The following is a 20,725-nucleotide window of genomic DNA, read 5'->3' as shown; positions in this document are numbered from 1 at the left end:
GATGACGACGACCCCCGTCCGGGGAGACGGGGGTCGTCTTGGGGTCCGGCTCTCAGGGGGGATGGTGAGCCGGAGCCCGCTCAGCGGCTGCGGGGGGGGTGGCACCCGCTGAGGGCTGTTGGCGAAAGCATGCCTGACTTGACGGCACGCCGTCGAGAGGGATCGGGGCCGACACGCCACGACACGCCGTAGACCAACCCAAGATCCTACGCTACGCAATCACTGATTCGTCGCTCAGTTACCGCCCATTGCACACCTTCACCCGCGCCGGGGTGCGCGCGTGTGCCGGTATCCGACCCACGGGCGGACGCCGCCGGGACGGCGGCCCGGCTACACTTTGCGACCGTGGGCCGCAGCGCCGCGTTTTTCGACCTGGACAAGACCGTCATCGCGACTTCGAGCGCGCTGGCATTCGGCAGACCGTTCTATCGTGACGGCCTGATTACTAAGCGTGACGTCGTTAAGACGGCGTTCGCCCAGTTCATGTTCAAGCGGGGCGGGGCCGACGACCAGGCCATGGTGCGCACCCGTGACTACATGGCGGAGCTGGTCAAGGGCTGGCGGGTGGATCAGGTCCGCCAGATCGTCAACGAGACCCTGCACGAGCTGATCGACCCGTTCATCTACGCCGAGGCGGCGACCCTCATCGAGGAGCACCAGGCGGCCGGGCGCGACATCGTGTTGGTGTCGGCGTCGGGCGAGGAGATGGTGCAGCCCATCGGCGCGCAACTCGGCGTCACCGACGTCATCGCCACCCGGATGAAGGTCGCCGAAGGCCAGTACACCGGTGAGATCGAGTTCTACGCCGCGGGCCCGGCCAAGGTCGAGGCGGTGCGCAAACTCGCCGCCGAGCGTGGATACGACCTGGCCGAGTGCTACGCCTACTCGGACTCCATCTCGGACATCCCGCTGCTGGCCGCCGTGGGGCACCCCAGCGCCGTCAACCCCGACAAGGCGTTGCGCCGCGAGGCCAACGAGCGGCGCTGGCCGGTCCTGGAGTTCCGGCACCCGATCCCACTGGGCCGCCGCCTGCGCAACCGCCCGGCCGTGCCGGTCGCGGCGGCGCTCGGCATCGGGGTGGGCGTCGCCATCGGCATCGCGTGGTACGGGCGCCGCAAGCGTGCGCGTGCTGCGGCTTCTGCCCTCTGACGGGTGATTCCGCCGCCACAACAGCCCCACCTGTCACACATTCCGCCCGAAGCCTGGCCATCACCCTCAAACGGGCGTAGAAAAGTGGTTACGAAAGCATTCTGCAGCTGGAAGTAGCTGGCAGAAGCCGGCTTTCGGGCACGGCCTCCGGGCACCCACGCGCGATCTAGCCGTCGTGAAGGCAAAGTTCCGGTGTGACCCTCGGGTCCACCGTGGGCGGTTGTCCGCAGGTGCACGCCTGGTAACCCGGCGGGACGTGCGCGATGGCACCGCGAACGTGCGGTGCCATCCATATTTTCAGCCCACCGAGGCCAGCACGGCGTCTCCGACGACCGCGACCTCGGCACAGCCCTGCTCGACCGCCGTGGCGTAGTGGCGCAGCCAGGAACGCAGGCCGTCCGGGGTGCCGGTCGCGAACGCGCCGGCGGCGCCGATGTACTCGGGTTCCCGGGCCAGTTGAGCCACTTCCACCGCGATCAGCCCGCGCGGGTCGAAGCCGCTGGCGACCAGGGTGAGCCGGGCGGCGGCCCGGGCCACGATCCCGTTCACACCGGGAAAGGGCTGTGCCGCCAGCAGTTCGCCGTGCACCACCGCCGCGCGGATCAGCGGGTTGCCCGCCTCGGCCGACACGATCTCCAGCAGGGTGTCCAGCCGGGCCGCGCTGTCCGGAGCGGGCCGGCCGAGCGTGTCGGCGGGCAGCACCCCGGTGCCGGCCAGCAGGTGCAGTTTCGCCAGCACCTGGCGGGGGGCCTGATGCCACTGCCGGTGCAGGCCGGGCAGCGCCTCGGCGACCCGCAGCGCCCCCTGCAGCACCGCGTCCAGCACGGTGCCCCCGCGCACGTCGCTCAGCTCGTACCGGTGGCCCTCCAGCGCCGCGCTGGCCACCGCACAGCGCAGGCTGATCTCCGCGGCGACCGCGCCGCCCTGGCGCCGCAGGGCGCGGTGCTTGTAGGCACCGTCCACCGCAGCGCGTGCGCCACTCACCGCAGATTCGACGTCGGCCAGTTTCAACAGCGGTGCCAGCGGATCCATAGTCACAGCCAGAGCGTAACGAAGCCGGCTGAGGCAGCCGGAGGAAAATAGTTAGGGGCCCTTACTGTAAAGCCGGGTCACCGGCCCGTAACATCACCCGGAGACCCAGGTCACATGGCATGACCATCACCCCTAGGGAGGCGCTGTAGTGAGCGAGACCCTCGAAAACCTGCTGCACGAGTCGCGCCGGTTCCCACCCCCGGCGGAGCTCGCCGCGCAGGCGAACGTCACCGCCGAGGCTTACGCGCAGGCCGAAGCCGACCGGCTGGCGTTCTGGGAGACCCAGGCCAAGCGGCTGGACTGGGCCCGGCCGTGGGACGAGGTACTGGACTGGTCCAACCCGCCGTTCGCGAAGTGGTTCGTCGGCGGGCAGCTCAACATCGCGTACAACTGCCTGGACCGGCACCTGGCCAACGGGCTGGGCGACCGGGTCGCCATCCACTGGGAGGGCGAGCCGGGCGACACCCGCACCATCACGTACGCCGACCTGCACGCCGAGGTGTGCCGGGCGGCCAACGCGCTGACCGACCTCGGGGTCGACGCCGGTGACCGGGTCGCGATCTACCTGCCGATGATCCCCGAGGCGGCCGTCGCGATGCTGGCCTGCGCCCGCATCGGCGCGACCCACTCGGTGGTGTTCGGCGGCTTCAGCAAGGACGCGCTGGGCGGCCGGATCCAGGACGCCAGTGCCAAGGTCGTCATCACCGCCGACGGCGGTTACCGCCGGGGCGCGCCGAGCGCGCTCAAGCCGACCGTCGACGAGTCCGTGGCCGAGTGTCCGACCGTCGAGAAGGTCCTCGTGGTGCGCCGCACCGGGCAGGACGTCGCCTGGGACGACAGCCGTGACGTGTGGTGGCACGACGTGGTCGGCAACGCCAGCTCCGAGCACGAGGCGCAGCCGTTCGACGCCGAGCACCCGCTCTTCATCCTCTACACCTCCGGCACGACGGCGAAGCCCAAGGGCATCCTGCACACGACCGGCGGCTACCTGACCCAGGCCTCGTACACCCACCACGCGGTGTTCGACCTGAAGCCGGAGACCGACGTCTACTGGTGCACCGCCGACATCGGCTGGGTCACCGGGCACAGCTACATCGTGTACGGCCCGCTCTCCAACGGCGCGACCCAGGTCATGTACGAGGGCACCCCGGACACCCCGCACCGCGGCCGGTTCTGGGAGCTGATCGAGAAGTACCGCGTCACGATCCTCTACACCGCGCCCACCGCGATTCGGACGTTCGCCAAGTGGGGCGACGACATCCCGGCCCAGTTCGACCTCAGCTCGCTGCGGATCCTCGGCTCGGTCGGCGAGCCGATCAACCCCGAGGCCTGGATGTGGTACCGCGAGCACATCGGCGGCAACCGGTGCCCCGTCGTGGACACCTGGTGGCAGACCGAGACCGGCGCGATCATGATCTCCCCGCTGCCGGGCGTGACCGACTGCAAGCCGGGTTCGGCGATGGGCCCGCTGCCGGGCATCAAGGCCGAGGTCGTCGCGGACGACGGCTCGATCGTGGGCAACGGCGGCGGCGGTTACCTGGCACTGACCGGCCCGTGGCCGTCCATGCTGCGCACCATCTGGGGCGACGACAAGCGCTTCCTGGAGACGTACTGGTCGCGCTTCGCCGAGCAGGGCTTCTACTTCGCCGGCGACGGCGCGAAGCGCGACGAGGACGGGGCGATCTGGCTGCTCGGCCGGGTCGACGACGTGATGCTGGTGTCCGGCCACAACATCTCCACCACCGAGGTCGAGTCGGCGTTGGTCGCCCACCCGGCGGTGGCGGAGGCGGCGGTCGTCGGGGCCACCGACCCGACCACCGGCCAGGCCATCGTCGCGTTCGTCATCCTCAAGGGCGGGGCGGAGGTCGGCGTGGCGGAACTGCGCGAGCACGTCTCCAAGACGCTCGGCCCGATCTGCAAGCCGCGCCAGATCATGCTGGTGACCGAGCTGCCGAAGACCCGGTCCGGCAAGATCATGCGGCGGTTGCTGCGCGACGTGGCGGAGAACCGCTCACTCGGCGACGTCACCACCCTGCAGGACTCCGCGGTGATGAACCTGATCGCCGCCGGGATGACGTCCGGTAAGTCCGACGAGGACTGATCCGCCGGCCAGAGGGGCGGTTCCGGCTGTGGCTGGGGCCGCCCTTCCCGTGCGCGCCGAAGGGGCGTCCACCGGCCGATGGCCGGTGGACGCCCCTGTCGCTGCCGCCAGGCACGCGGTCCCCCGTACCCCGCCGGGCGATGAACCGCCCTGCGTGCACGCACGTACGCTGCGACACCGGTCGCGGCCCGGTGGAGTCACCCACCCGCCCCGACCCTGTCCTGGCCGACCCCTGTCCGGAGGTCGTGCCATTGAACTTAGGCGGCACACCGCAGCCGCCCAAGGTCTCTGTCCACCGTTGCAGAGACATGCAATCGGCCCGCGAAACCGCCTCGCTTCGGCCCACCTGAGCGCGTCGTCCCTGGCGAGGAATACGCCGAGAACTCCGGGGCCGGGGACCGGCTCCCCTTGCACAAAGGTGCAATCTGCCGCAACTGAGGTTGTTCGGCACGGGGGAGCTAACTAGGTTCCTCATGTCCGGCAGGGGCACCCATGCCGGAGCAGCCGTCACGGAGGCGACCCGTGCGCCGCTCGCGACCCATGGCCTCGGTGTGCCCGCTGCCGCGGGATCCCGCGGCGACCGCGGGGTTCGGGGCGCCCCTGACGACGCTGTTGTTCGCCGACGACTGGGCCGTGATTGGACATGAAGAATGGACCTGACACCACGAGAGCGCATGATCGTGGTGCTGCTGACGAAGGGCTACACCGATGCCGCCATCGCGGCGGAGCTCGACCTCAGCGTGCGCACGATCGCCTATACCCTGTCCTCACTCCTGGAGAGGTACGGTGTGAGCACGCGCTTCCAGCTGGGCCTGAGGCTGGGGGCCGAAGCGGCGAAGGACACGGAGCTCGAGGAGCCGGGCGAGGACAAGCCCGAGGACGAGTCCCGGTGAGCATGCTGCCGGCTCATGCCCTGGCCGCCGCTGTGCTCCGGCCGTGACCTCGTGGGCGCCGGTTCACCGACACCGCAATCATGATCGTAATTGCTGGTTGCAGAAACGTGCAATCGGACGGACGGGGCCTGTTCCGCCTTGATCCCACTGTCTAGGTTTCTCTTGTCCGGCCGGGACGTCCCGCGCCGACATGGCTGACACGGGGAGGCCGTCATGCTCCACGCACAGGTCGTGCCCTCACTGATGAAATGGGGAGTCTCACCGCACGCGGACCTCGTCTACCGGACCCTCATCGCCTTCGGGCCGTGGTCCGTGGACAGCATCAGCCGCTCGCTCGAGATGCGAGCACGGCAGGTTCGCAGTGCGCTCGACGAGCTGACCGCGCTCGGCGCGGCCGTGCCGGACCGAGCTCTGTCCGAGATCGGCCGCGACGAACGGGTGTGGTCCAGCCGGGCGCCCGCGCACGTGGTGTCTCTGCTGCGGGATCGGCACCGCCACCATGCGCAGGCCCGGCACCGGCTGGAACGGCGGCAGTCGCGGATGGCGTCTCCCGACCTCGTCACCGACCCGCTGCGCATCGTCGCCAGCGGGGCCCGTCCCGTTTCTTCGGGACCCCAGGTCCGGGCGCGGATTGCCGAGCTCAACGATGCGGGACGGCACGAAGTGCTGTCCATGAATCCGGAGTCGGCATACAGCGCGACGGCGGTCAAGGCGGCCGCGCCGACCGATCGCAAGATCGCCGCTAGCGGGATCACGACGCTCAATCTCGGCGTGCCGGCATCCGAGGACGACGAGTCGGGCTGGCACGGCGAGGAGATGCGCTGCTACGGCATGCAGTACCGGGAACTTCCCGAGCTCCCGGGCAGGCTCGTCGTCGTCGACCGCACCACTGCTCTCGTCCGGAAGAAGCGCTTCGAGCCCGCGCACGGCATGTGGGAGGTCACCGCGCCGGAACTGGTCGCCGAGCTCACGGCCCTTTTCCTGCAGGACTGGGCTCTCGCAACGGATCCGGGCCGCGACTGGACGCCGCCGGCGAGCCTGACTCCCCGTGAGAGCACGGTCGTGGCCCTGCTGGCCTGGGGTTTCACCGACGCCGCGATCGCGTCGAAGCTTGACATCAGCGTGCGCACCATCGCCTACACCCTGTCCTCGCTCATGGACAGGTACGACGTGACCAACCGGTTCCAGCTGGGCCTCAGGCTGGGCGCCGAGGCGGCACAGCAGGCGGCCGGCGAGACCCCGACGCGGCACGGACCCGAAGGGCAGCAGAACCGGTGAAGGGATGCGGAGCCGCGGCCGGAGCAGTCATCACGATGCCCGCGCCGACCTCCGCGCCCGCCGTCGGCCGGCCGAGCGGGCCTGGCTGCACAGGCTGCGGCTGACCCGTCCGAGCCCGCGCCCCGCTCCGCCGCTGCCAGTGTTCCTCGCACCTGCGGGTGTGCACCCTCATCGTCGAGACCACCCGGCCCTCCACCCGTCTGTGAGTTCAACCATGCACCCGAGGAGGAATGTGACATGAGAACGCTGATCCGCACCGCTGCCATGGCCGCCGTCGCTGTCGTCCTGGCCACCTGGTCGTCCCCGGTCGCCACCGCGGACGATCAACCGCCGAAGACGAGGCCCTCGTACTACGTGTGGCTGCGCGACTGTTTCACGGCCGCTCCCAGCACCGGAACGATCGACACGGTCCGCGTGCTGCAGAGCGCCACCGGCAGCGAGATCGAGCTGACCGGCACGATCACGCCCTGTCTGCGTCCCGAGCCCACGCACGCTTACGGCGTGGCGACCTACAGCCCCACGGAGGCGGTCGGCGACGCGTCGCCATACCAGCTCAACACCCAGGCCGCCCAGGCGTACCAGAAGAGCGTCCCGGTCAAGCCCGGCGTCCACGCGGCGTGCCTGCTCACCAGCGAGACGATCCGCCTCGCCTGCGTGTCCATCGGTTGGGACACCGTCGACGGCGTCACCCGGCCCGTGGCCGAAGGCCCGCTGCCGGTGGACTCGCCGCTGGTGACGGCGCCCGCGGTCGTGGACATGTTCAGGAGCTGGGTGCCGATCGGGCCCATCTGCCCCAGCTGCGACTGACGCGCACCGCCGCACCGCCGCACCGTCAGGGGCGGCCCGCTGATGCGGGCCGCCCCTGCTTCGATCCAGCACTGTCACCGCACGTACAGCATCGCCGTCTCGTTGACGTTGACGACGCACTTGTACTCCTCGTACTGCCCCTGCAGCACCAGGTCTGCCCCGGTGCCGGTGCAGGCGCCGAGGTCGCTGTAGAGGCCGTACTGCTGCCACCGGGTGAGCTCGTGCCCGTAGACGTGGGCCGCCACGCTCGCACCGGTCGCCAGGCCCTGGTCGGCGTCCATCCGGTAGTGCACGCCCAGGTAGATCCGGCTCAGCGCGTTCTCGGTGGCAGCCGCCGAGATGCTGGTGAACGTGCGGGTCACCCCGAGCGCGTGGGGGTCCTCGGTGGTGGCGGTCCAGGTCACCGTGTCCGTGCCGAGGTAGGCCTGCATCACGCCGGCCCAGGCGCCGGCGAAGGTGGCGTGGCCCGAGATGTAGGCCGGGAACGGCGGGCTGAAGTGCACTCCGGCGGCGGTCGCCGACAGCGGCTGCCACGCCGGGTCGGCCTCGGTCGCGGCGTTGCCGTCGGTGTCGGCCAGCCGCACCGCCGACTCGGGCCGCCACAGGTCGACCGCCGTGCGGTACTTCGCGTCCCAGGAGGCGACGCCCGCGTCGGCCATGGCGATCGCCACCAGGGCGAACAGCCGCACGTTCGCGGCCGTCGACAGCCCTCGGAGCTGGGCCAGGATGGCCGTGTGGGCGAAGAGCTGACCCGGCGGCTTGTACGTGCCGTCGAGATCGTTCGCCCAGAACCAGGCCAGCTGGGTCTGGTCCGCGGTCCGCGTGGTCGAGGTGGCCGAGCCGTAGCTCTTGACCTCGTTCACCTGCGCCGCGTAGCCGGGGCTGGCGAGCAGGCCGGCGTAGTCCGGGTGGCCCAGGGGCAGCTGCGGGCGGAACTGCGCGCCGGAGGTCAGGCTGAAGGGGGCGACCCCACCCCAGTGGGGCGTCGCGGCCGCACCGGAGCCGGTGCTGCGCCACGCTCCGGGCACGGTGCCGTCGGGGTACGGCGTGGTGTCGGCAGATCCGTCGGCGGCCCGTGCCGTCTTCATCGCCGCGGCGGCCTGCTGCCCGATGTAGACGGCTTCCTTCTGGTTGTTGTCGGCGCCGACGCCCTGCTGGGCGGTGGCCAGGTCGGCGTCGAAACTCCTCGCCGGGTAGAGGGCGCGCAGCACCGTGACCGCCGCGTAGTCGATCGCGGTGTCCATCACCGGTGCGGGCGCGCCGGCGTACTTCACCGTGGTGACGTTGACCAGGTATTTCTTGCCGAGGCAGGTGTCCAGCGGCGGATTGGCGGTGGCACCCGGGCGGCACCGGGCCGAGTTGGCCGCGTCCCACATGGCGGCGTGCATCATCGCCCCCGCCCTGGCCAGCGGGCCGGGTGCGCCACCGACCTCGCGGTAGGTGCGCAGGAGCACCTGGTTCCAGTAGATCGTGTGGTCCGCGGGCGGTGCCGCGTATGCCGCCCGGCCCGGGCCGATTCCGGCGCCGACCGCCGCGGTGACCAGTGTGAGGGCAGCAAGCAGCCCCCGGCTTCGCAGCCGTTTCACGTCGTACCTCCCCGTTGTGCGCGCCATGGAAGAGCACGCATTTCCATTGATGCCCGTACCCTAGGGACCCTTTCCGGGGATTTCCGACCGCTTCGGTAACCACTCCATAACGGACCGCAACTCAGCCGCGTACGAGAAAGGGCCTGCCCTCGCGGGTAGGCCCTTGCCCGAGCAGCGCTGCGGCGGGTCAGCCGACGGGCTGGACCTTGACGATGCTGACGTTGACACCCGGGCCGCAGTCGATCTTCGGGGTGATGCGGGCGAACTGCACCCGCACCAGGTCGCCCTCTTTCAGAACGGTGCCCGCGGTGCTGTGGAGCGCGAACCGCCGCTCGTCGTCGGTGACCAGGCCGTAGCAGGGTCCGGTGCCGCCGCGGGTGATCCGGCCGACGACCCAGTCGGCCGGCTGCGGGTCGGTAGGGGACTTCGGCGGGGCGAGCGTCCTGGGTGCCGCGGTCGGCGTCAGCCCCGGCGTGCGCGAGGGGCTCTGGCTCGGTGCTGCGGTGCCGGTCGGCGTGGGCCACGGGGTCGGCGGACCCTCCGCCGCGGGAACCGGCGACGGTGCCGGTGCGGCACTGTCGCCGCAGCCCGCCACGAGCGTGGCGGCGGCGAGGCAGGCGAGCAGGGCGGCGGTTCGGAACATCGTTGTTCTCCTCACGACGGCTCCGGCCGCCGCGGGGTGCGCACGGAGCGGAAGAAAATGGTGCCCGGGGAGGACCGTCTCCCCGGGCACCACTCGTTTACCGATCAACGGCTAGCCGGTCAGTAGACCAGCACCGCCATCGACGTGCCGTTCTGCAGCAGAACCCGCATCTGGACACCGACCGCCGGCAGCTTCACGCCGTGGTTCTCCTGGTCCGCGAACCAGTAGGTCTTGGTGTCGTCGAAGAGCGGCTGCGCCTTCTGGCCCTTGATGGTGTACTGGACACCCTCGTGGTGCAGCTTGATCGTGTCAGCCTTGTTGAGGCTGAACGTCGCGTCGTAGACCTGGACGCGCGAGCGCCACGGCGTGCCGGGCACGCGGTACAGGGTCTCCGGGTGGGCGTCGATGATCAGGTTACGGCCGCTGCCCGGGTGGTCGAACGTGTCGTTGTCCGCGTACGACGTGTCCCAGTAGGAGATGAGCAGACCCTCCTGGTACGCGTAGTGGTCGACCTTGTCCGGGAGCGCCGGGGTGCCCGGCGGGTTCCACCCGAAGTAGTACGGACCGGTCTTCAGGTACTTGTCGTACGAGGTGTACGACCGGTAACCCGCGATGTAGAAGTGGTCGTACTGCTTCTCGCTGGTCGCACCGACGACCTGGAAGCCGTTGAGCGTCCAGCCGGCGTCGGCCTCGGCACCATCGGCGAAGATCTCGGCGCCGTCGGCCGTCACCGTGATCGCGTCGCCGAAGAAGCCGCCCTCGGACACACCACCGTCGGTGACGTAGTGGAACCGCACCTGGACGGGGGCACCGGCGTACGCGGTGAGCGGAACGTTGACGTCCACCCAGGCGTTGTTGCTGGTGCCCTCGATCGCCGGAATGCCGGCGCCGTCGAGGGTGAAGTTCGCACCGTTGACGGTGCCGTTGAGCGCCGTCCAGTCGGTGCCGTTCGTGGAGGCCTCGATGTAGAGGTAGTCGAAGCCCGCCTCGATGGCGTACCGGCCCTTCAGCGACAGCGCCGCGGACGACCGTCCGGTCAGGTCGAACTGGCGGGTCATGGCCACGTTCAGGTCGTCGACGTTGCCGGAGAAGTACTGCTTCTGGCCCGCGAACGGCGCGCCGAGCTGCGTGACGACCGTCTTCTTCGGCAGGTTCACGACGATGGCCTGCTTCTTGGCCGTGTTGTACTCCTGCGGACCGAGGTTGACCAGCTTGGTCTGACCGGCGTTGACGGACTGGTAGTCGAGCCAGCCGAGCTGCAGCTTGTTCCACGCACCGAGGTCACCCGCCCGGTCGCCGATCCACTGCTCGCCCTTGGCGCCCAGACGGCTCTGCGCCATCAGGGTCCAGTGCTCGTTGTTGTTGTCGCCGCCGCTCACGACGTTGTAGTCATCCGGCAGGCCGAGGTCGTGGCCGTACTCGTGGAAGAAGACACTCCGTCCGCCGTTCTCGGGCTGGATGGTGTAGTCGCCGATCCACAGGCCACTCGTGCCGATCTGCGTGCCGCCGAGCATGTTGTTCGCCGGGCCGGTGGTGCAGTTGCCGCACTGGAACGCGTACCAGCGGTGGCTCCAGATGGCGTCCTCACCCTGGAACGGGTCACCGTCGGCCTGGTCGCCGCCGGCGTGGACGATCTGGAAGTGGTCGATGTAGCCGTCCGACTCGTTGAAGTTGCCGTCGCCGTCGAAGTCGTACCGGTCCCACACGTCGAACGTGGCGAGCTCCGCCGCGATCTGCGCGTCGGTGCGACCGGCCGCCTTCTGGTCGGCAACCCACTGGTTGGCGGCGTCGCGGACCAGCAGCCACGTGTTGTTGCAGACGTTGCCGGTGCACGGGAAGCCGTTGGAACGGCCGTAGCGAGCCTCGTTGTACGGAACCTTCACCCAGTCGGTGACGGTGCCGTCGACGCTGTACCGACCCGAGGACTGGGCCTCGTAGTAGGTCTTGAGCGACTCGACGCCGTTGCCGGTCCCGAAGTACATGTCGCGGAAGTAGTCCGCGTTGAAGTCGGGCTGCCACTTGGTCGAGTTGTCGACGGCCCGGTTCGGCTCGTCGATCTGGTTCACGAGCGGGCCGTTGAACCGGGACGGACCCGGCGTGCCCGGGTCGGTGTCCTGGTCGGGGTAGCTCGGGTGACGCTGGTCGCCGAACTCGGCGAGGATGACGAACACGCGGTCCGTCGTCTCACGGGCGAGCTCGACATACTGGTTCCGCTTGCCGAACAGCTTTCCGTTGACCTTGCCGCCGAGCGCGGTCGCCCCGTTGGTCTGACCGACCTTGGCAACGGTGCTCGCGCCACGCTGTTCGGCCGAGATCTGCCCGGTGAGCACACCGGTGAGCGCCTGCTCGCGGAGCTCACGCCGCTTGTCTTCCAGCGGGTTGGGCAGTTCGTCGGACGGGATCGCAGTGTTGGCTGTGGCAGTGGGCGCGGTAGCCACCGGAGCCGCGATGGCACTGGGGCTGAGCGCGACGCTCAGACCCATTCCCAGCGGCACGGTGAGCAGGCCCACCATGAGTTTTCGCACCAATAACCTCCGGGTTGGGGGAAACCGAATGCCCTCCTGTGGATGGGGAGGGTCAACAGCACCGCGAACGGTCTCGCGATGTGCCGGTATTGCCGCAGACGACGCCGGCGGTGCTTGACAGAGTGGACCGAGCTGCCGGGTCGTCGATTGTGAAAGCAGCCTTGCATAACTCGGCATCGCTGTCATCACCTTGACTGCAATCAGATTTCCCGACTGTCCATCACAGAGTGACGAGACCATCCCGACCCGTACGTACTGGGCGGCCGGGCTTAAGCCGGACCGATCGCCCATCCAGGTCGATCAAGGTGACCCGAATGGCCTGCACCTACGACAGCAGGGAGTAAGTCGTTCCTTCCCCACCCGTACAAGGCGGTCCAGGCACGAGACGGATGAATCGCTCCTCCAGCTCCATGACCACTGTCCAAATCGTCTCCGAGCGATCCTCCTCCGCATCACGCTCATCGGCATGACGGCAGATGGAGACCGGATGGCTGTGATGGTCCTGCAGCACCGCCCGCAGGTCGGCGGGAGTGAGCGGCGACGGCACCGCGTCCAGCAGCCGGCGTGCCCGCGCGGACCGGAACAGCGACGAGCCGCCCCAGTCCTTGATGGTGTCGTACACCGGCAGGCCCGTCTCGAAGTGGTTGGCGTGCACCAGCACCCCGTCCACCGGGTGCAGCCAGCCCGCGTCGCCGGGCACCAGCTCCAGGTCGATCAGCTCGCCACCGGCCGGATCCGCCTGCCCGATGAGCAGGTTGATCGAGGCCGAACGCGGCACGCGCATCGCGTTGCGGATCGCCCAGGACAGCGAGTCCGCCTCCAGCACCGAGCGCAGCAGCACGTGGTACGGCACCCCGCCGGGCCGGCCGTCGCGGTCGCAGCCGAGCAGGTTGACGCAGACCCCGACCCCTGCCGAGTTGAGCCCGGTCTTGGCGAGCATGCCCGCCTCGGTCAGCGTGAGCACCTCGTGACCGCGCTCGTCCCGGGTGATCAGCAGTACGTTGTAGTCGCGGTGGTCGGGGTGCCAGTCCCAGTTCTGCGCGAGCAGGGTGCGACCGCCGTCGCTGCGCGGACCGAGCACGCCCAGGCTGGTGCACTCGCCCCGGTCACCGGCGTCACCGGGTGAGCCGCAGGCGGGCGCGCCGTAGAGCAGCTCGGAGCGGGCGTTGATCGCGTAGATCAGCTCGGTCGCGACGGACGCGCCCCGGGCGACCCCGTCGAGCATCGCCGCCAGCCGGGGCAGGTGGGTCCGCGTCGCCTCGCGGAACGCCGCGCCCCGCTCACTCACCGCCGCCCGGTCGAGCCCGGCGGCGCGGGCGAACCGGCCCAGGTAGGCGGTCACGTTGAGGTTGATCAGTTCGGCGGCGGCGCGGCCGTATGCCGTGCCCATCTCCTCGGGGGCGCCGTGCACGTCGACCACGGTCAAGGGGGTGTTCATGCCCGGCCACTCTGCCGCACCCACCCGCGGCACGCCAGCGGGTAAACCCGCCGACAAGGTCCGCTTCACGGCGAACCTTCCGGTACGTGCCCGGCCGGAACCGTAGTATCCGGATCATGGGAGACAGCCGGACCCGGCCGAAGGCCAGCCCGCGCCAGAAGCGGATGCAGCGCCGTCGTGCCCAGGCCGCCCGCAGCGCCGCCGCCGAGGTGGTGCGCTTCCTGCGTACGGAGCAGATCGGCGGCCTGGTGCTGCTGGGCGCCACCGCGCTGGCGCTGATCATCGCGAACTCGCCGCTGGCCGACGCGTACCAGCGGCTCAGCGCGTACACCTTCGGACCGCAGTCGCTGCACCTCAACCTGTCGGTGGCGCAATGGGCCCAGGACGGCCTGCTCACCGTCTTCTTCGTGGTCGCCGGGCTGGAACTCAAACGCGAACTGGTCGTCGGCGAGCTGCGCAACCCCCGCCAGGCCGCGCTGCCCATCGCCGGCGCGATCGGCGGCATGGTCGTCCCGGCCCTGCTGTGCTTCCTCATCGCGTTCGGCGCACCCGGCGGTGCGGAGGCGTGGGCCGTGCCGGTCGCCACCGACATCGCGTTCGCGCTGGCCGTGCTCGCGATCTGCGCCCGGGACCTGCCCCCCAGCCTGCGGGTCTTCCTGCTGTCCCTGGCCATCGTCGACGACCTCGGTGCGATCCTGCTGATCGCTCTGGTCTTCACCGCGCACGTGGCGTTCCTGCCGCTGCTCGGCGCGGCCGCCGTGCTGGTGGTGTACGGCCTGCTCCAGCAGTTCCGCTTCCGCGGCTGGTGGCTCTACCTGGCGCTGGCGCTCACCGCCTGGGCCCTGGTGCACGCCTCGGGCGTGCACGCCACCATCGCGGGCGTCGCCGTCGGCCTGCTCACCCGGGTCAAACCCGATCCCGGCGAGCACGAGTCACCGGCCGAGGCGCTGGAGCACCGCATCCAGCCGATCTCCGCCGGGATCTGCGTACCGCTGTTCGCGTTCTTCTCCGCGGGCATCGCGATCAGCGCCGGCGCGCTGGGCGCGATCTTCACCGACCGGGCTTCGCTCGGCGTGCTGCTCGGCCTGGTCGTCGGCAAGACCGTCGGCGTGCTGCTCGGTGCGGCCGTGGCGGTGCGGTCGAAGCTGGCGCAGCTGCCCGAGGCGCTGGAATGGCGCGACCTCGTCGCGGTCGCGGTGGTCACCGGATGCGGTTTCACGGTCAGCCTGCTCATCGCGGAGCTGGCCTTCGACTACGGAGAGCAACGGTCTCGGATCAAGGGCGCGGTGCTGCTCGGCTCCTTGATCGCATCCCTGCTGGCCGCGGCCCTGCTGCGCAGACAGGTCCGGGTGCGCGCACGCTAGCCTGCAGTCATGAGCGAGCGGAGCGAGCGAATCAACTGGCTCAGTAGCCATGCCTGCGACGAGCGCAGCGAGGAGAAGGCATGAGCGAGCGGAGCGAGCGAATCAACTGGCTCAGTAGCCATGCCTGCGACGAGCGCAGCGAGGAGAAGGCATGAGCGAGCGGGCCGGAAACACCTCGGTGGACGAGTCATGCGTCCTGGACGAGGGGCCGTGGACGCACCGGTTCGTCAACGCCAACGGCAGCCGGTTCCACGTCGTGGAGCAGGGCACCGGGCCGCTGGTGGTGCTCCTGCACGGCTTCCCCGAATTCTGGTGGGCGTGGCACCGGCAGCTGCCCCTGCTCGCGGGCGCGGGCCTGCGGGCGGTGGCGGTGGACCTGCGCGGTTACGGCGCGACCGACAAGCCCCCGCGGGGGTACGACGGATTCACGCTCGCCGCGGACGTGGTGGGCCTGATCCGCGCGCTCGGCGAGCGCAATGCCACGGTCGTGGGCGCGGGCGCCGGCGGCCTGGTCGGCTGGTCCGCGGCGGCGCTGCACCCGCGCCTGGTGAACCGGCTGGTGGTGCTTGGCGCGGCGCACCCGCTGCGGCTGCGCTCGGCGCTCGTCGCCAACGCCGCGCAGCGCAGCGCCGGGCGCACCCTGCTGCGCTTCCAGCTGCCCCGTTACGAGCACGTGCTGACCCGCGACAACGCCGCGCTGGCCGGAGGCCTGATGCGGGCCTGGTCGTCCCCGGCGTTCCGGGAGACCGCCGACTACGCCGAGTACGAGCGGCGGTACCGCGAGGCGATCCGCATCCCGCAGGCCGCGTTCTGCGCCATGGAGGCCTACCGCTGGGCGTTCCGGTCCACGCTGCGGCTGCACGGCTACCGCTTCCTGCGGGCGATCCGCCAGCCGATCGTCTCGCCGACCCTGCAGCTGCAGGGCGCCCTCGACCCGATCACCCTGCCCGCGACCGCCCAGGGCTCCGGCCGCTACGTCCTGGCCGACTACGAATGGCGGCTGCTCGAGGACACCGGCCACTTCCCGCATCTCGAACGCCCCGACCTGGTGGCCGGAGAGATCATCCGCTGGACCAAGTGACCGGCCGGGTGGGTCAGAGGCGGGTCTCGCGGAGGTCGGTGACCTCCTGCTTGGGTGCCCAGCCCTGGTAGACCCCGTAGTCGAACTCCTCAAGGCCGAGTTCGGCGGCGACGGGGGCCTTGCCCCCGGTGTACTCGACGCGCAGCCAGGCCTCGTGCTCGGCGAGCACGATGAAGGGCTGGCCGCGCCAGTTGCAGACGCTGCGCACGTACGCCAGCTCGTCGACCTCGGCCACGGGCACCACGCGCACGTGCCGCCCGGGCCGGACCTCCTCGAAGCCCTCGGCGGGCTCGGGACGGTAGAGGCGCACGGTGTCGCCGTCGGGGCTGGCCTCGTACTCCCGGCCGAGGTAGCGGGCGATGTAGCCGTCGCGCATTACTCTTCGCCCCCGTCGGTGCGCAGCCAGCGCGGCCCGTCGGCGTCGAGCACCGCGACCATCTCCTCTTTGCCGTCGGCGTCCACCCGGAGCAGGCGTGCGCCGTGCGGCAGCCGGGCGCTGTCCACCTTGAACTCGGCGATGATCTCGGTGCTGTCGCCGGGCGCGAAGCCGTTGCCGCGGAAGGGGGCACGCTCGATGACCCAGCCCTCCATGGCCTTCATCGCCACCTCGTGCTGCCCGCCGTACGGGATCCGGTACAGGCTGGGCCGGTAGGCCGGCCAGCGCAGCACGTAGATCTCCTTGTCGTCCGCCGTGAACGGGGAACCCGTCCAGCTGAGCCCGAGCGCGCTGCGCAGCGCCTGGGGGCCGCGCAGGTGGCCCACCTCCCGGGCGCGGTGCACGAACCCGGAGACCCGGTCGTAACCCCGGTCGAGGTAGTAGCCGATCTGGCTGGGCGCGATCACCTTCTGCATCTCGGTGATCTCCGGATCGCGGCGGGCCGGCGGCGGCGCGGCGCCCGCCGTCGGCGCGGTCACGGCAGATTCGCCCTCGTCGCCGCCGAGGCCCATCTCGGTCGCCCAGCGGGCCAGCTCCAGCAGCTGGTCACCGGGCAGGCTGGCGCCGACCGCGGTGCCCGGGTTGACCGCGAACGACCAGGCCGGGTCGGGCCACGCCGCGATGAGCTTGACGAAGCGCACCGGCACCGCCTCGACCGGCTCGGGCATCGTCTGTGTGGACGTGTAGCACACGATGTGCGGCTCGCCGTCGATGTCGCGCGGCTGCCAGGTGTATCCGGGCTCGCCGGGCCTGGGCGCGCTCGATCCGCCCGGCACCGGCACCAGCACCGTCGCGAGCAGCAACGTGGACAGGAAGGCGTCGGTATTGCCCGCGTCGGCCGCTTCGAGCAGCTGCTCCTCGACGGAGTTCGACGGGGTGAAGTCGTCCTCGGGCCCGCTCGGCCGCTCGTGCCGCGGCCCCGGCTCCCGGACCGGCGGCACGGGCACGTCAGGCATCGTCACCGCCGCGGACACGGGCTCGAACAGCGACCCCTCGCCGGACCGGGCGACCGGGGCGGGCTCAGCGGCGGGCGGGACCGCGGCGGTCGACGGCGTGGAGACCGGCTCGAACAGCGACCCCTCGGCCGGGATTCCGGCAGGCCCGGCGGACGCCGGGGACACCGGCTCGAACAGCGACCCCTCGGTCGGCACGGTCCAGCCGGCAGGCGGGGTCGGGGCAGGCACGGCGACCGGCGGGGACGCGGAGACCGGCTCGAACAGCGATCCCTCACCGGGCCGCGCAGCGGGCGCGGGCTCGGCCGGCGGCGGCACGGCGGCCGGCGGGGTGGGCTGGTGTGCCGCGGCAGCCGGCGAGTTCGACTCGGCGGAGAACGCCGGGTCTGCCGGGAAGAACCGGCCGCCGGGCTGCATGGTCGGCACCGGCGACACGGCGGGCGACTCGAGCGCCAGCGGGGTGTACACCTGCGGCGCGGCCACCGGCCGCACCTCCTCGACGTCGATCACCTCGGCGTCGAGGATCAGGTCCTCGTCGGCGTGCGCGTCGTATGCGGGCGGCTGCGGGCCGCGTGGCTGCACCGGCGGCGCGGTCCTGGCCGCCTTGGCGCGCTCGAGCGCTTCGAGCCGTTCGAGCCTGCCGCGGGCGACCGCGGGCGGACCGGGCATGCGCACGTCGCCGCGGACCAGCTGGGTGACGAACCAGGCCGGCAGGTATCCCTCGATCGGCAGGCCCGGGTCCACCGCCAGCCACCACTCGTGGTTGGGCCACGAGGAGGCCAGCTCCTGGAACGGCACGCGTCGGGCGGGACCGGCGTGCTCGGCCAGGCAGGCGCGCAGCGCCGCGGACGAGGTGAAGGCCAGCACGTGGGTGCGGTTCTCCGCGGTCCAGGTGCCCCAGCCCGCTGGACCGCGCGCCGCTGCCGCGTCGCCGGCGACCGGCAACAGCAACTCCGAACGGCCGAGGATGCGGAAGTAGAGTTCCTGGTCCGCTGCGCGCAGGGCGTCACGCAGCGCGATCTCGGTATCGGTGGCCGGCTCCCAACCCATCACGCGCTCACCTCCTGCTGCCGCGAGAGTACTGGGACACAACTTACCTTGCGCCCCGTAGGCGTGTCGCAACCAGCAGTCTAGGTCGGCACCTTCCAGTAGCATCTGCGCCGGGGCTCAGCCACGCGGGAAACCGCGCAGCGGCGGCACGGCGGTCACCCGCCCGTGCGTGACGTGGCCGACCCGCACGAGCCTGGGGAGGCGACATGCACCGCAGCCGGCCGACGGTCGCCTTCGCGGCCCGCACGGTGACGTTCAGCGTGGTGTTCGGCTTCGGTGTCGTCGGGATCGCGACAGCGCCCGCCGCCGCGGCGGCCCCGTGCCCGAGCGTCGACCGCACGGTGAAGGACGTGATCGCCGCCAAGCCGTGGCCGCAGCAGCGCTGGGACCTGTCCGCACTGCCCCGCGGCATCGACGGGTCGGGCGTGGTCGTGGCGGTGCTCGACTCGGGGGTCGACAGGGAACACCCGCAACTGCGCGGGCAGGTGCTGGCGGGGCGAGACATGCTGCCCGGCGGCGGCACCGACGGGCGGCAGGACTGCGTCGGCCACGGCACCGGCGTGGCCAGCGTCATCGCCGCGAAGCCGGTGGCCGGGGTGGAGTTCCGCGGCATCGCCCCGGGCGTGCAGATCCTGCCGATCCGGGTGAGCGAGCAGCTCGGCGGTCAGGAGAACTCGACCAGCGCCCGCCAGGCCGACGTGAAGGACATGGCCACCGCGGTGCGATACGCGGTGGACAAGGGCGCCGACGTGATCAACCTGTCGCTGAGCTACGGCGACACCGCCCCGAACAAGCTGAACGAGTTCCGCGACGCGATCCGCGACGCCATCGCGCACGACGTGGTCGTGATCGCGGCGGTCGGCAACGCCAAGCAGAAGGGCAACCCGACGCCGTATCCCGCCTCCTGGGACAACGTGTTCGGGGTCGGCGCGATCGACGAGGCGGGACAGCGGCTGCAGGCCTCGCAGACCGGCCCGTACGTGGACCTCGTCGCCCCCGGCGACCAGGTGACCGTGGCGCGGCCCGGGCACGGGCACGGCAAGGAGAGCGGCACCAGCTTCGCCGCCCCGATGGTGGCCGCCACGGCGGCGCTGGTCCGCCAGGCGTATCCGGCGCTGACCGAGTCGCAGGTGCGGCAGCGGCTGCAGGCCACGGCCGACCCGGCGCCGGGCGGCCGTCGCAGCGACGACTACGGCGTGGGCATCCTCAACCCGGTGCGCGCGGTGACCGACGTGCTCGACGGCACCGCCCGGGTCACCCCGGCCGTGCTCGCGCCGCGGGCGGCCGACCCGGCCGCCGAGGCCGCCGCCGACCGGGCCGCGCAGCAGCGCTCGCAGGCGCGGTGGCTGGCGGGCGTCGGAGTGATCCTGGCCGGCCTGGTGCTCGCGCTGGCCGTGGCGCTGCCCAACGGCATCCGCCGCCGCTGGCGGGCGGCCGGGAGCTGACGGGCTGCCGGGGGCTGAAAGGCTGCCGGGGGCTGAAAGGCTGCCGGGGGCTGAAAGGCTGCCGGGGGCTGAAAGGCACCGGTCACGAGCACCGGTGCGGTCGTGGCCCACTGCCGGGACAGCGGCCTGATCGCCAACACGCGCGCAGCCCGGGGCAGCGGCTGTCAGCTGCCCCGGGCCACGGCGACGTGGGTCAGTGGAACAGCCGGGTGTTGCGGTCCTCGGCGTCCTTGAACTGGACGGCGGCCTCGTCGACCGCGCCCTTGATGTCGCGCAGCATGACGGACAGCTCGTCCGCGGCCTTACGCCACTTGGCCTGGCGCTCGTGGTACGCCGTCTGCGCGGCGCCGCTCCACGTGGACACCATCGGTCCGGCGTCGCTCTCCAGCTGGCTCAGCGTGGTCTCCAGCTTGCCCAGCGCCGTCTGAATGTGCCCGCTCGCCTCGTGCAGCGAGGCGAAATTGACGACGAGCCTCTCGCCGTTGCTCATATCGGTCCTCCCCCTTTCGGTCCGTGGTCTGCCGCGCTCACAGGTTCAGCGAGACGCCGCCGGTGTTCTTGGAGGCCACCCGGCCTGCCTGCTCCTCGTCGGCGCGGCTGTACTCCTGGCCTGCCGTGCGGATCGCTTTCGACGTCTCAGCGAGCGCCTGGTGCAGGGCCTTCTGGTCCTGCGACCAGGCGATCTTGACCTGCTCGAAGGAGCTGCCCGCGCGACCCACCCAACTGGTCTGCAGCATCTCCAGTTCGCTCAGCAAGCGGCTGAGCATGGTCTGCAGGTCGTCGTTGGCCGAGTCGAACTTGCCTGCGGTCGCGGCCATGATCGCGGCTTCGGAGGCGGTTTCCGCCATTGTCGTACGTCACCCCATTCCCTTTGTGCAGTTACACATCCACCGTCCTATGCGGAGCATTGGTGGTGGTGCGCCTGTCTCGGTGACGGTAGCGTC

17 protein-coding genes are annotated in these 20,725 nt (G+C 70.9%); 8 read left to right on the top strand and 9 right to left on the bottom strand.

The window, feature by feature from the left end; genetic code table 11:
- Window positions 1–345: 345 nt before the first annotated feature.
- Complete coding sequence (locus tag HAV39_RS16600) at window positions 346–1,149, top strand: HAD family hydrolase (protein ID WP_191840123.1); 804 nt, start codon at window positions 346–348, stop codon at window positions 1,147–1,149.
- A 297-nt stretch (window positions 1,150–1,446) separates the two neighbouring features.
- On the opposite strand, the gene HAV39_RS16595 is transcribed toward HAV39_RS16600, so the two are convergent.
- The gene (locus tag HAV39_RS16595) at window positions 1,447–2,187 is read right to left on the bottom strand and encodes a Fic family protein (protein ID WP_191840122.1); all 741 of its coding nucleotides are present in this window, start codon (window positions 2,185–2,187) and stop codon (window positions 1,447–1,449) included.
- A 142-nt stretch (window positions 2,188–2,329) separates the two neighbouring features.
- On the opposite strand from HAV39_RS16595, the gene acs reads away from it, so the two are divergent.
- From acs to HAV39_RS16575, 4 genes are all read left to right on the top strand, one after another.
- Window positions 2,330–4,282 (top strand): acetate--CoA ligase, encoded by a 1,953-nt coding sequence (gene acs, locus HAV39_RS16590; protein ID WP_191840121.1) that lies wholly within the window; start codon window positions 2,330–2,332, stop codon window positions 4,280–4,282.
- Between the two features lie 650 nt (window positions 4,283–4,932).
- The gene (locus HAV39_RS16585) at window positions 4,933–5,175 is read left to right on the top strand and encodes a helix-turn-helix domain-containing protein (RefSeq protein ID WP_191840120.1); all 243 of its coding nucleotides are present in this window, start codon (window positions 4,933–4,935) and stop codon (window positions 5,173–5,175) included.
- Window positions 5,176–5,388: 213 nt separating this feature from the next.
- Window positions 5,389–6,453, top strand: coding sequence for a helix-turn-helix transcriptional regulator (locus HAV39_RS42685; protein WP_191840119.1), 1,065 nt, complete (start codon window positions 5,389–5,391; stop codon window positions 6,451–6,453).
- 237 nt (window positions 6,454–6,690) lie between these two features.
- Complete coding sequence (locus tag HAV39_RS16575; RefSeq protein WP_191840118.1) at window positions 6,691–7,260, top strand: hypothetical protein; 570 nt, start codon at window positions 6,691–6,693, stop codon at window positions 7,258–7,260.
- A 74-nt stretch (window positions 7,261–7,334) separates the two neighbouring features.
- On the opposite strand, the gene HAV39_RS16570 is transcribed toward HAV39_RS16575, so the two are convergent.
- The 4 genes from HAV39_RS16570 to HAV39_RS16555 all read right to left on the bottom strand — a co-directional run bounded on the left by HAV39_RS16570 (window position 7,335) and on the right by HAV39_RS16555 (window position 13,452).
- Complete coding sequence (locus HAV39_RS16570) at window positions 7,335–8,846, bottom strand: vanadium-dependent haloperoxidase (protein WP_203736314.1); 1,512 nt, start codon at window positions 8,844–8,846, stop codon at window positions 7,335–7,337.
- A gap of 187 nt (window positions 8,847–9,033) precedes the next feature.
- Complete coding sequence (locus HAV39_RS16565; RefSeq protein WP_191840116.1) at window positions 9,034–9,489, bottom strand: hypothetical protein; 456 nt, start codon at window positions 9,487–9,489, stop codon at window positions 9,034–9,036.
- Between the two features lie 119 nt (window positions 9,490–9,608).
- Complete coding sequence (locus HAV39_RS16560; protein ID WP_373311796.1) at window positions 9,609–11,999, bottom strand: immune inhibitor A domain-containing protein; 2,391 nt, start codon at window positions 11,997–11,999, stop codon at window positions 9,609–9,611.
- A gap of 340 nt (window positions 12,000–12,339) precedes the next feature.
- Window positions 12,340–13,452, bottom strand: coding sequence for a C45 family autoproteolytic acyltransferase/hydrolase (locus tag HAV39_RS16555; RefSeq protein WP_191840115.1), 1,113 nt, complete (start codon window positions 13,450–13,452; stop codon window positions 12,340–12,342).
- A 116-nt stretch (window positions 13,453–13,568) separates the two neighbouring features.
- On the opposite strand from HAV39_RS16555, the gene nhaA reads away from it, so the two are divergent.
- The gene (nhaA, locus tag HAV39_RS16550; RefSeq protein WP_203736313.1) at window positions 13,569–14,816 is read left to right on the top strand and encodes a Na+/H+ antiporter NhaA; all 1,248 of its coding nucleotides are present in this window, start codon (window positions 13,569–13,571) and stop codon (window positions 14,814–14,816) included.
- Between the two features lie 151 nt (window positions 14,817–14,967).
- Window positions 14,968–15,897, top strand: coding sequence for an alpha/beta fold hydrolase (locus tag HAV39_RS16545; RefSeq protein ID WP_191840114.1), 930 nt, complete (start codon window positions 14,968–14,970; stop codon window positions 15,895–15,897).
- Window positions 15,898–15,910: 13 nt separating this feature from the next.
- On the opposite strand, the gene HAV39_RS16540 is transcribed toward HAV39_RS16545, so the two are convergent.
- Both HAV39_RS16540 and HAV39_RS16535 read right to left on the bottom strand, forming a co-directional pair.
- Window positions 15,911–16,273, bottom strand: coding sequence for a hypothetical protein (locus HAV39_RS16540; RefSeq protein WP_191840113.1), 363 nt, complete (start codon window positions 16,271–16,273; stop codon window positions 15,911–15,913).
- Window positions 16,273–18,336, bottom strand: coding sequence for an SseB family protein (locus tag HAV39_RS16535; RefSeq protein ID WP_373311791.1), 2,064 nt, complete (start codon window positions 18,334–18,336; stop codon window positions 16,273–16,275). Before HAV39_RS16535 ends, HAV39_RS16540 begins: the two co-directional genes overlap by 1 nt.
- 206 nt (window positions 18,337–18,542) lie before the next feature.
- On the opposite strand from HAV39_RS16535, the gene mycP reads away from it, so the two are divergent.
- Window positions 18,543–19,781 carry a type VII secretion-associated serine protease mycosin gene (gene mycP, locus HAV39_RS16530; protein WP_191840111.1) on the top strand — a complete coding sequence of 413 codons (1,239 nt, stop codon included), beginning with the start codon at window positions 18,543–18,545 and terminating at the stop codon, window positions 19,779–19,781.
- 193 nt (window positions 19,782–19,974) lie between these two features.
- On the opposite strand, the gene HAV39_RS16525 is transcribed toward mycP, so the two are convergent.
- Both HAV39_RS16525 and HAV39_RS16520 read right to left on the bottom strand, forming a co-directional pair.
- Window positions 19,975–20,271: a WXG100 family type VII secretion target gene (locus HAV39_RS16525; protein ID WP_120317863.1), complete on the bottom strand. Its 297-nt coding sequence runs from the start codon at window positions 20,269–20,271 to the stop codon at window positions 19,975–19,977.
- Between the two features lie 37 nt (window positions 20,272–20,308).
- Window positions 20,309–20,629: a WXG100 family type VII secretion target gene (locus HAV39_RS16520; RefSeq protein WP_191840110.1), complete on the bottom strand. Its 321-nt coding sequence runs from the start codon at window positions 20,627–20,629 to the stop codon at window positions 20,309–20,311.
- Window positions 20,630–20,725: the final 96 nt, after the last annotated feature.

The sequence above is a fragment of the Catellatospora chokoriensis genome, assembly GCF_011297315.1.
Classification (GTDB): Bacteria; Actinomycetota; Actinomycetes; order Mycobacteriales; family Micromonosporaceae; genus Catellatospora; species Catellatospora citrea.
The sequence above is the reverse complement of the archived record's forward strand: the minus strand, read 5'-3'. Positions and strand labels throughout refer to the sequence as shown.

What these genes read in the sequence shown, in the direction of transcription:
- HAV39_RS16545 (WP_191840114.1), top strand. Translation starts at nt 14,968, where the DNA reads ATGAGCGAGCGGGCCGGAAACACCTCGGTGGACGAGTCATGCGTCCTG.
- HAV39_RS16565 (WP_191840116.1), bottom strand. Translation starts at nt 9,489, where the DNA reads ATGTTCCGAACCGCCGCCCTGCTCGCCTGCCTCGCCGCCGCCACGCTC.
- HAV39_RS16540 (WP_191840113.1), bottom strand. Translation starts at nt 16,273, where the DNA reads ATGCGCGACGGCTACATCGCCCGCTACCTCGGCCGGGAGTACGAGGCC.
- HAV39_RS16520 (WP_191840110.1), bottom strand. Translation starts at nt 20,629, where the DNA reads ATGGCGGAAACCGCCTCCGAAGCCGCGATCATGGCCGCGACCGCAGGC.
- HAV39_RS16525 (WP_120317863.1), bottom strand. Translation starts at nt 20,271, where the DNA reads ATGAGCAACGGCGAGAGGCTCGTCGTCAATTTCGCCTCGCTGCACGAG.
- HAV39_RS16535 (WP_373311791.1), bottom strand. Translation starts at nt 18,336, where the DNA reads ATGGGTTGGGAGCCGGCCACCGATACCGAGATCGCGCTGCGTGACGCC.
- HAV39_RS16585 (WP_191840120.1), top strand. Translation starts at nt 4,933, where the DNA reads ATGGACCTGACACCACGAGAGCGCATGATCGTGGTGCTGCTGACGAAG.
- HAV39_RS16555 (WP_191840115.1), bottom strand. Translation starts at nt 13,452, where the DNA reads ATGAACACCCCCTTGACCGTGGTCGACGTGCACGGCGCCCCCGAGGAG.
- nhaA (WP_203736313.1), top strand. Translation starts at nt 13,569, where the DNA reads ATGGGAGACAGCCGGACCCGGCCGAAGGCCAGCCCGCGCCAGAAGCGG.
- HAV39_RS42685 (WP_191840119.1), top strand. Translation starts at nt 5,389, where the DNA reads ATGCTCCACGCACAGGTCGTGCCCTCACTGATGAAATGGGGAGTCTCA.
- HAV39_RS16575 (WP_191840118.1), top strand. Translation starts at nt 6,691, where the DNA reads ATGAGAACGCTGATCCGCACCGCTGCCATGGCCGCCGTCGCTGTCGTC.
- mycP (WP_191840111.1), top strand. Translation starts at nt 18,543, where the DNA reads ATGCACCGCAGCCGGCCGACGGTCGCCTTCGCGGCCCGCACGGTGACG.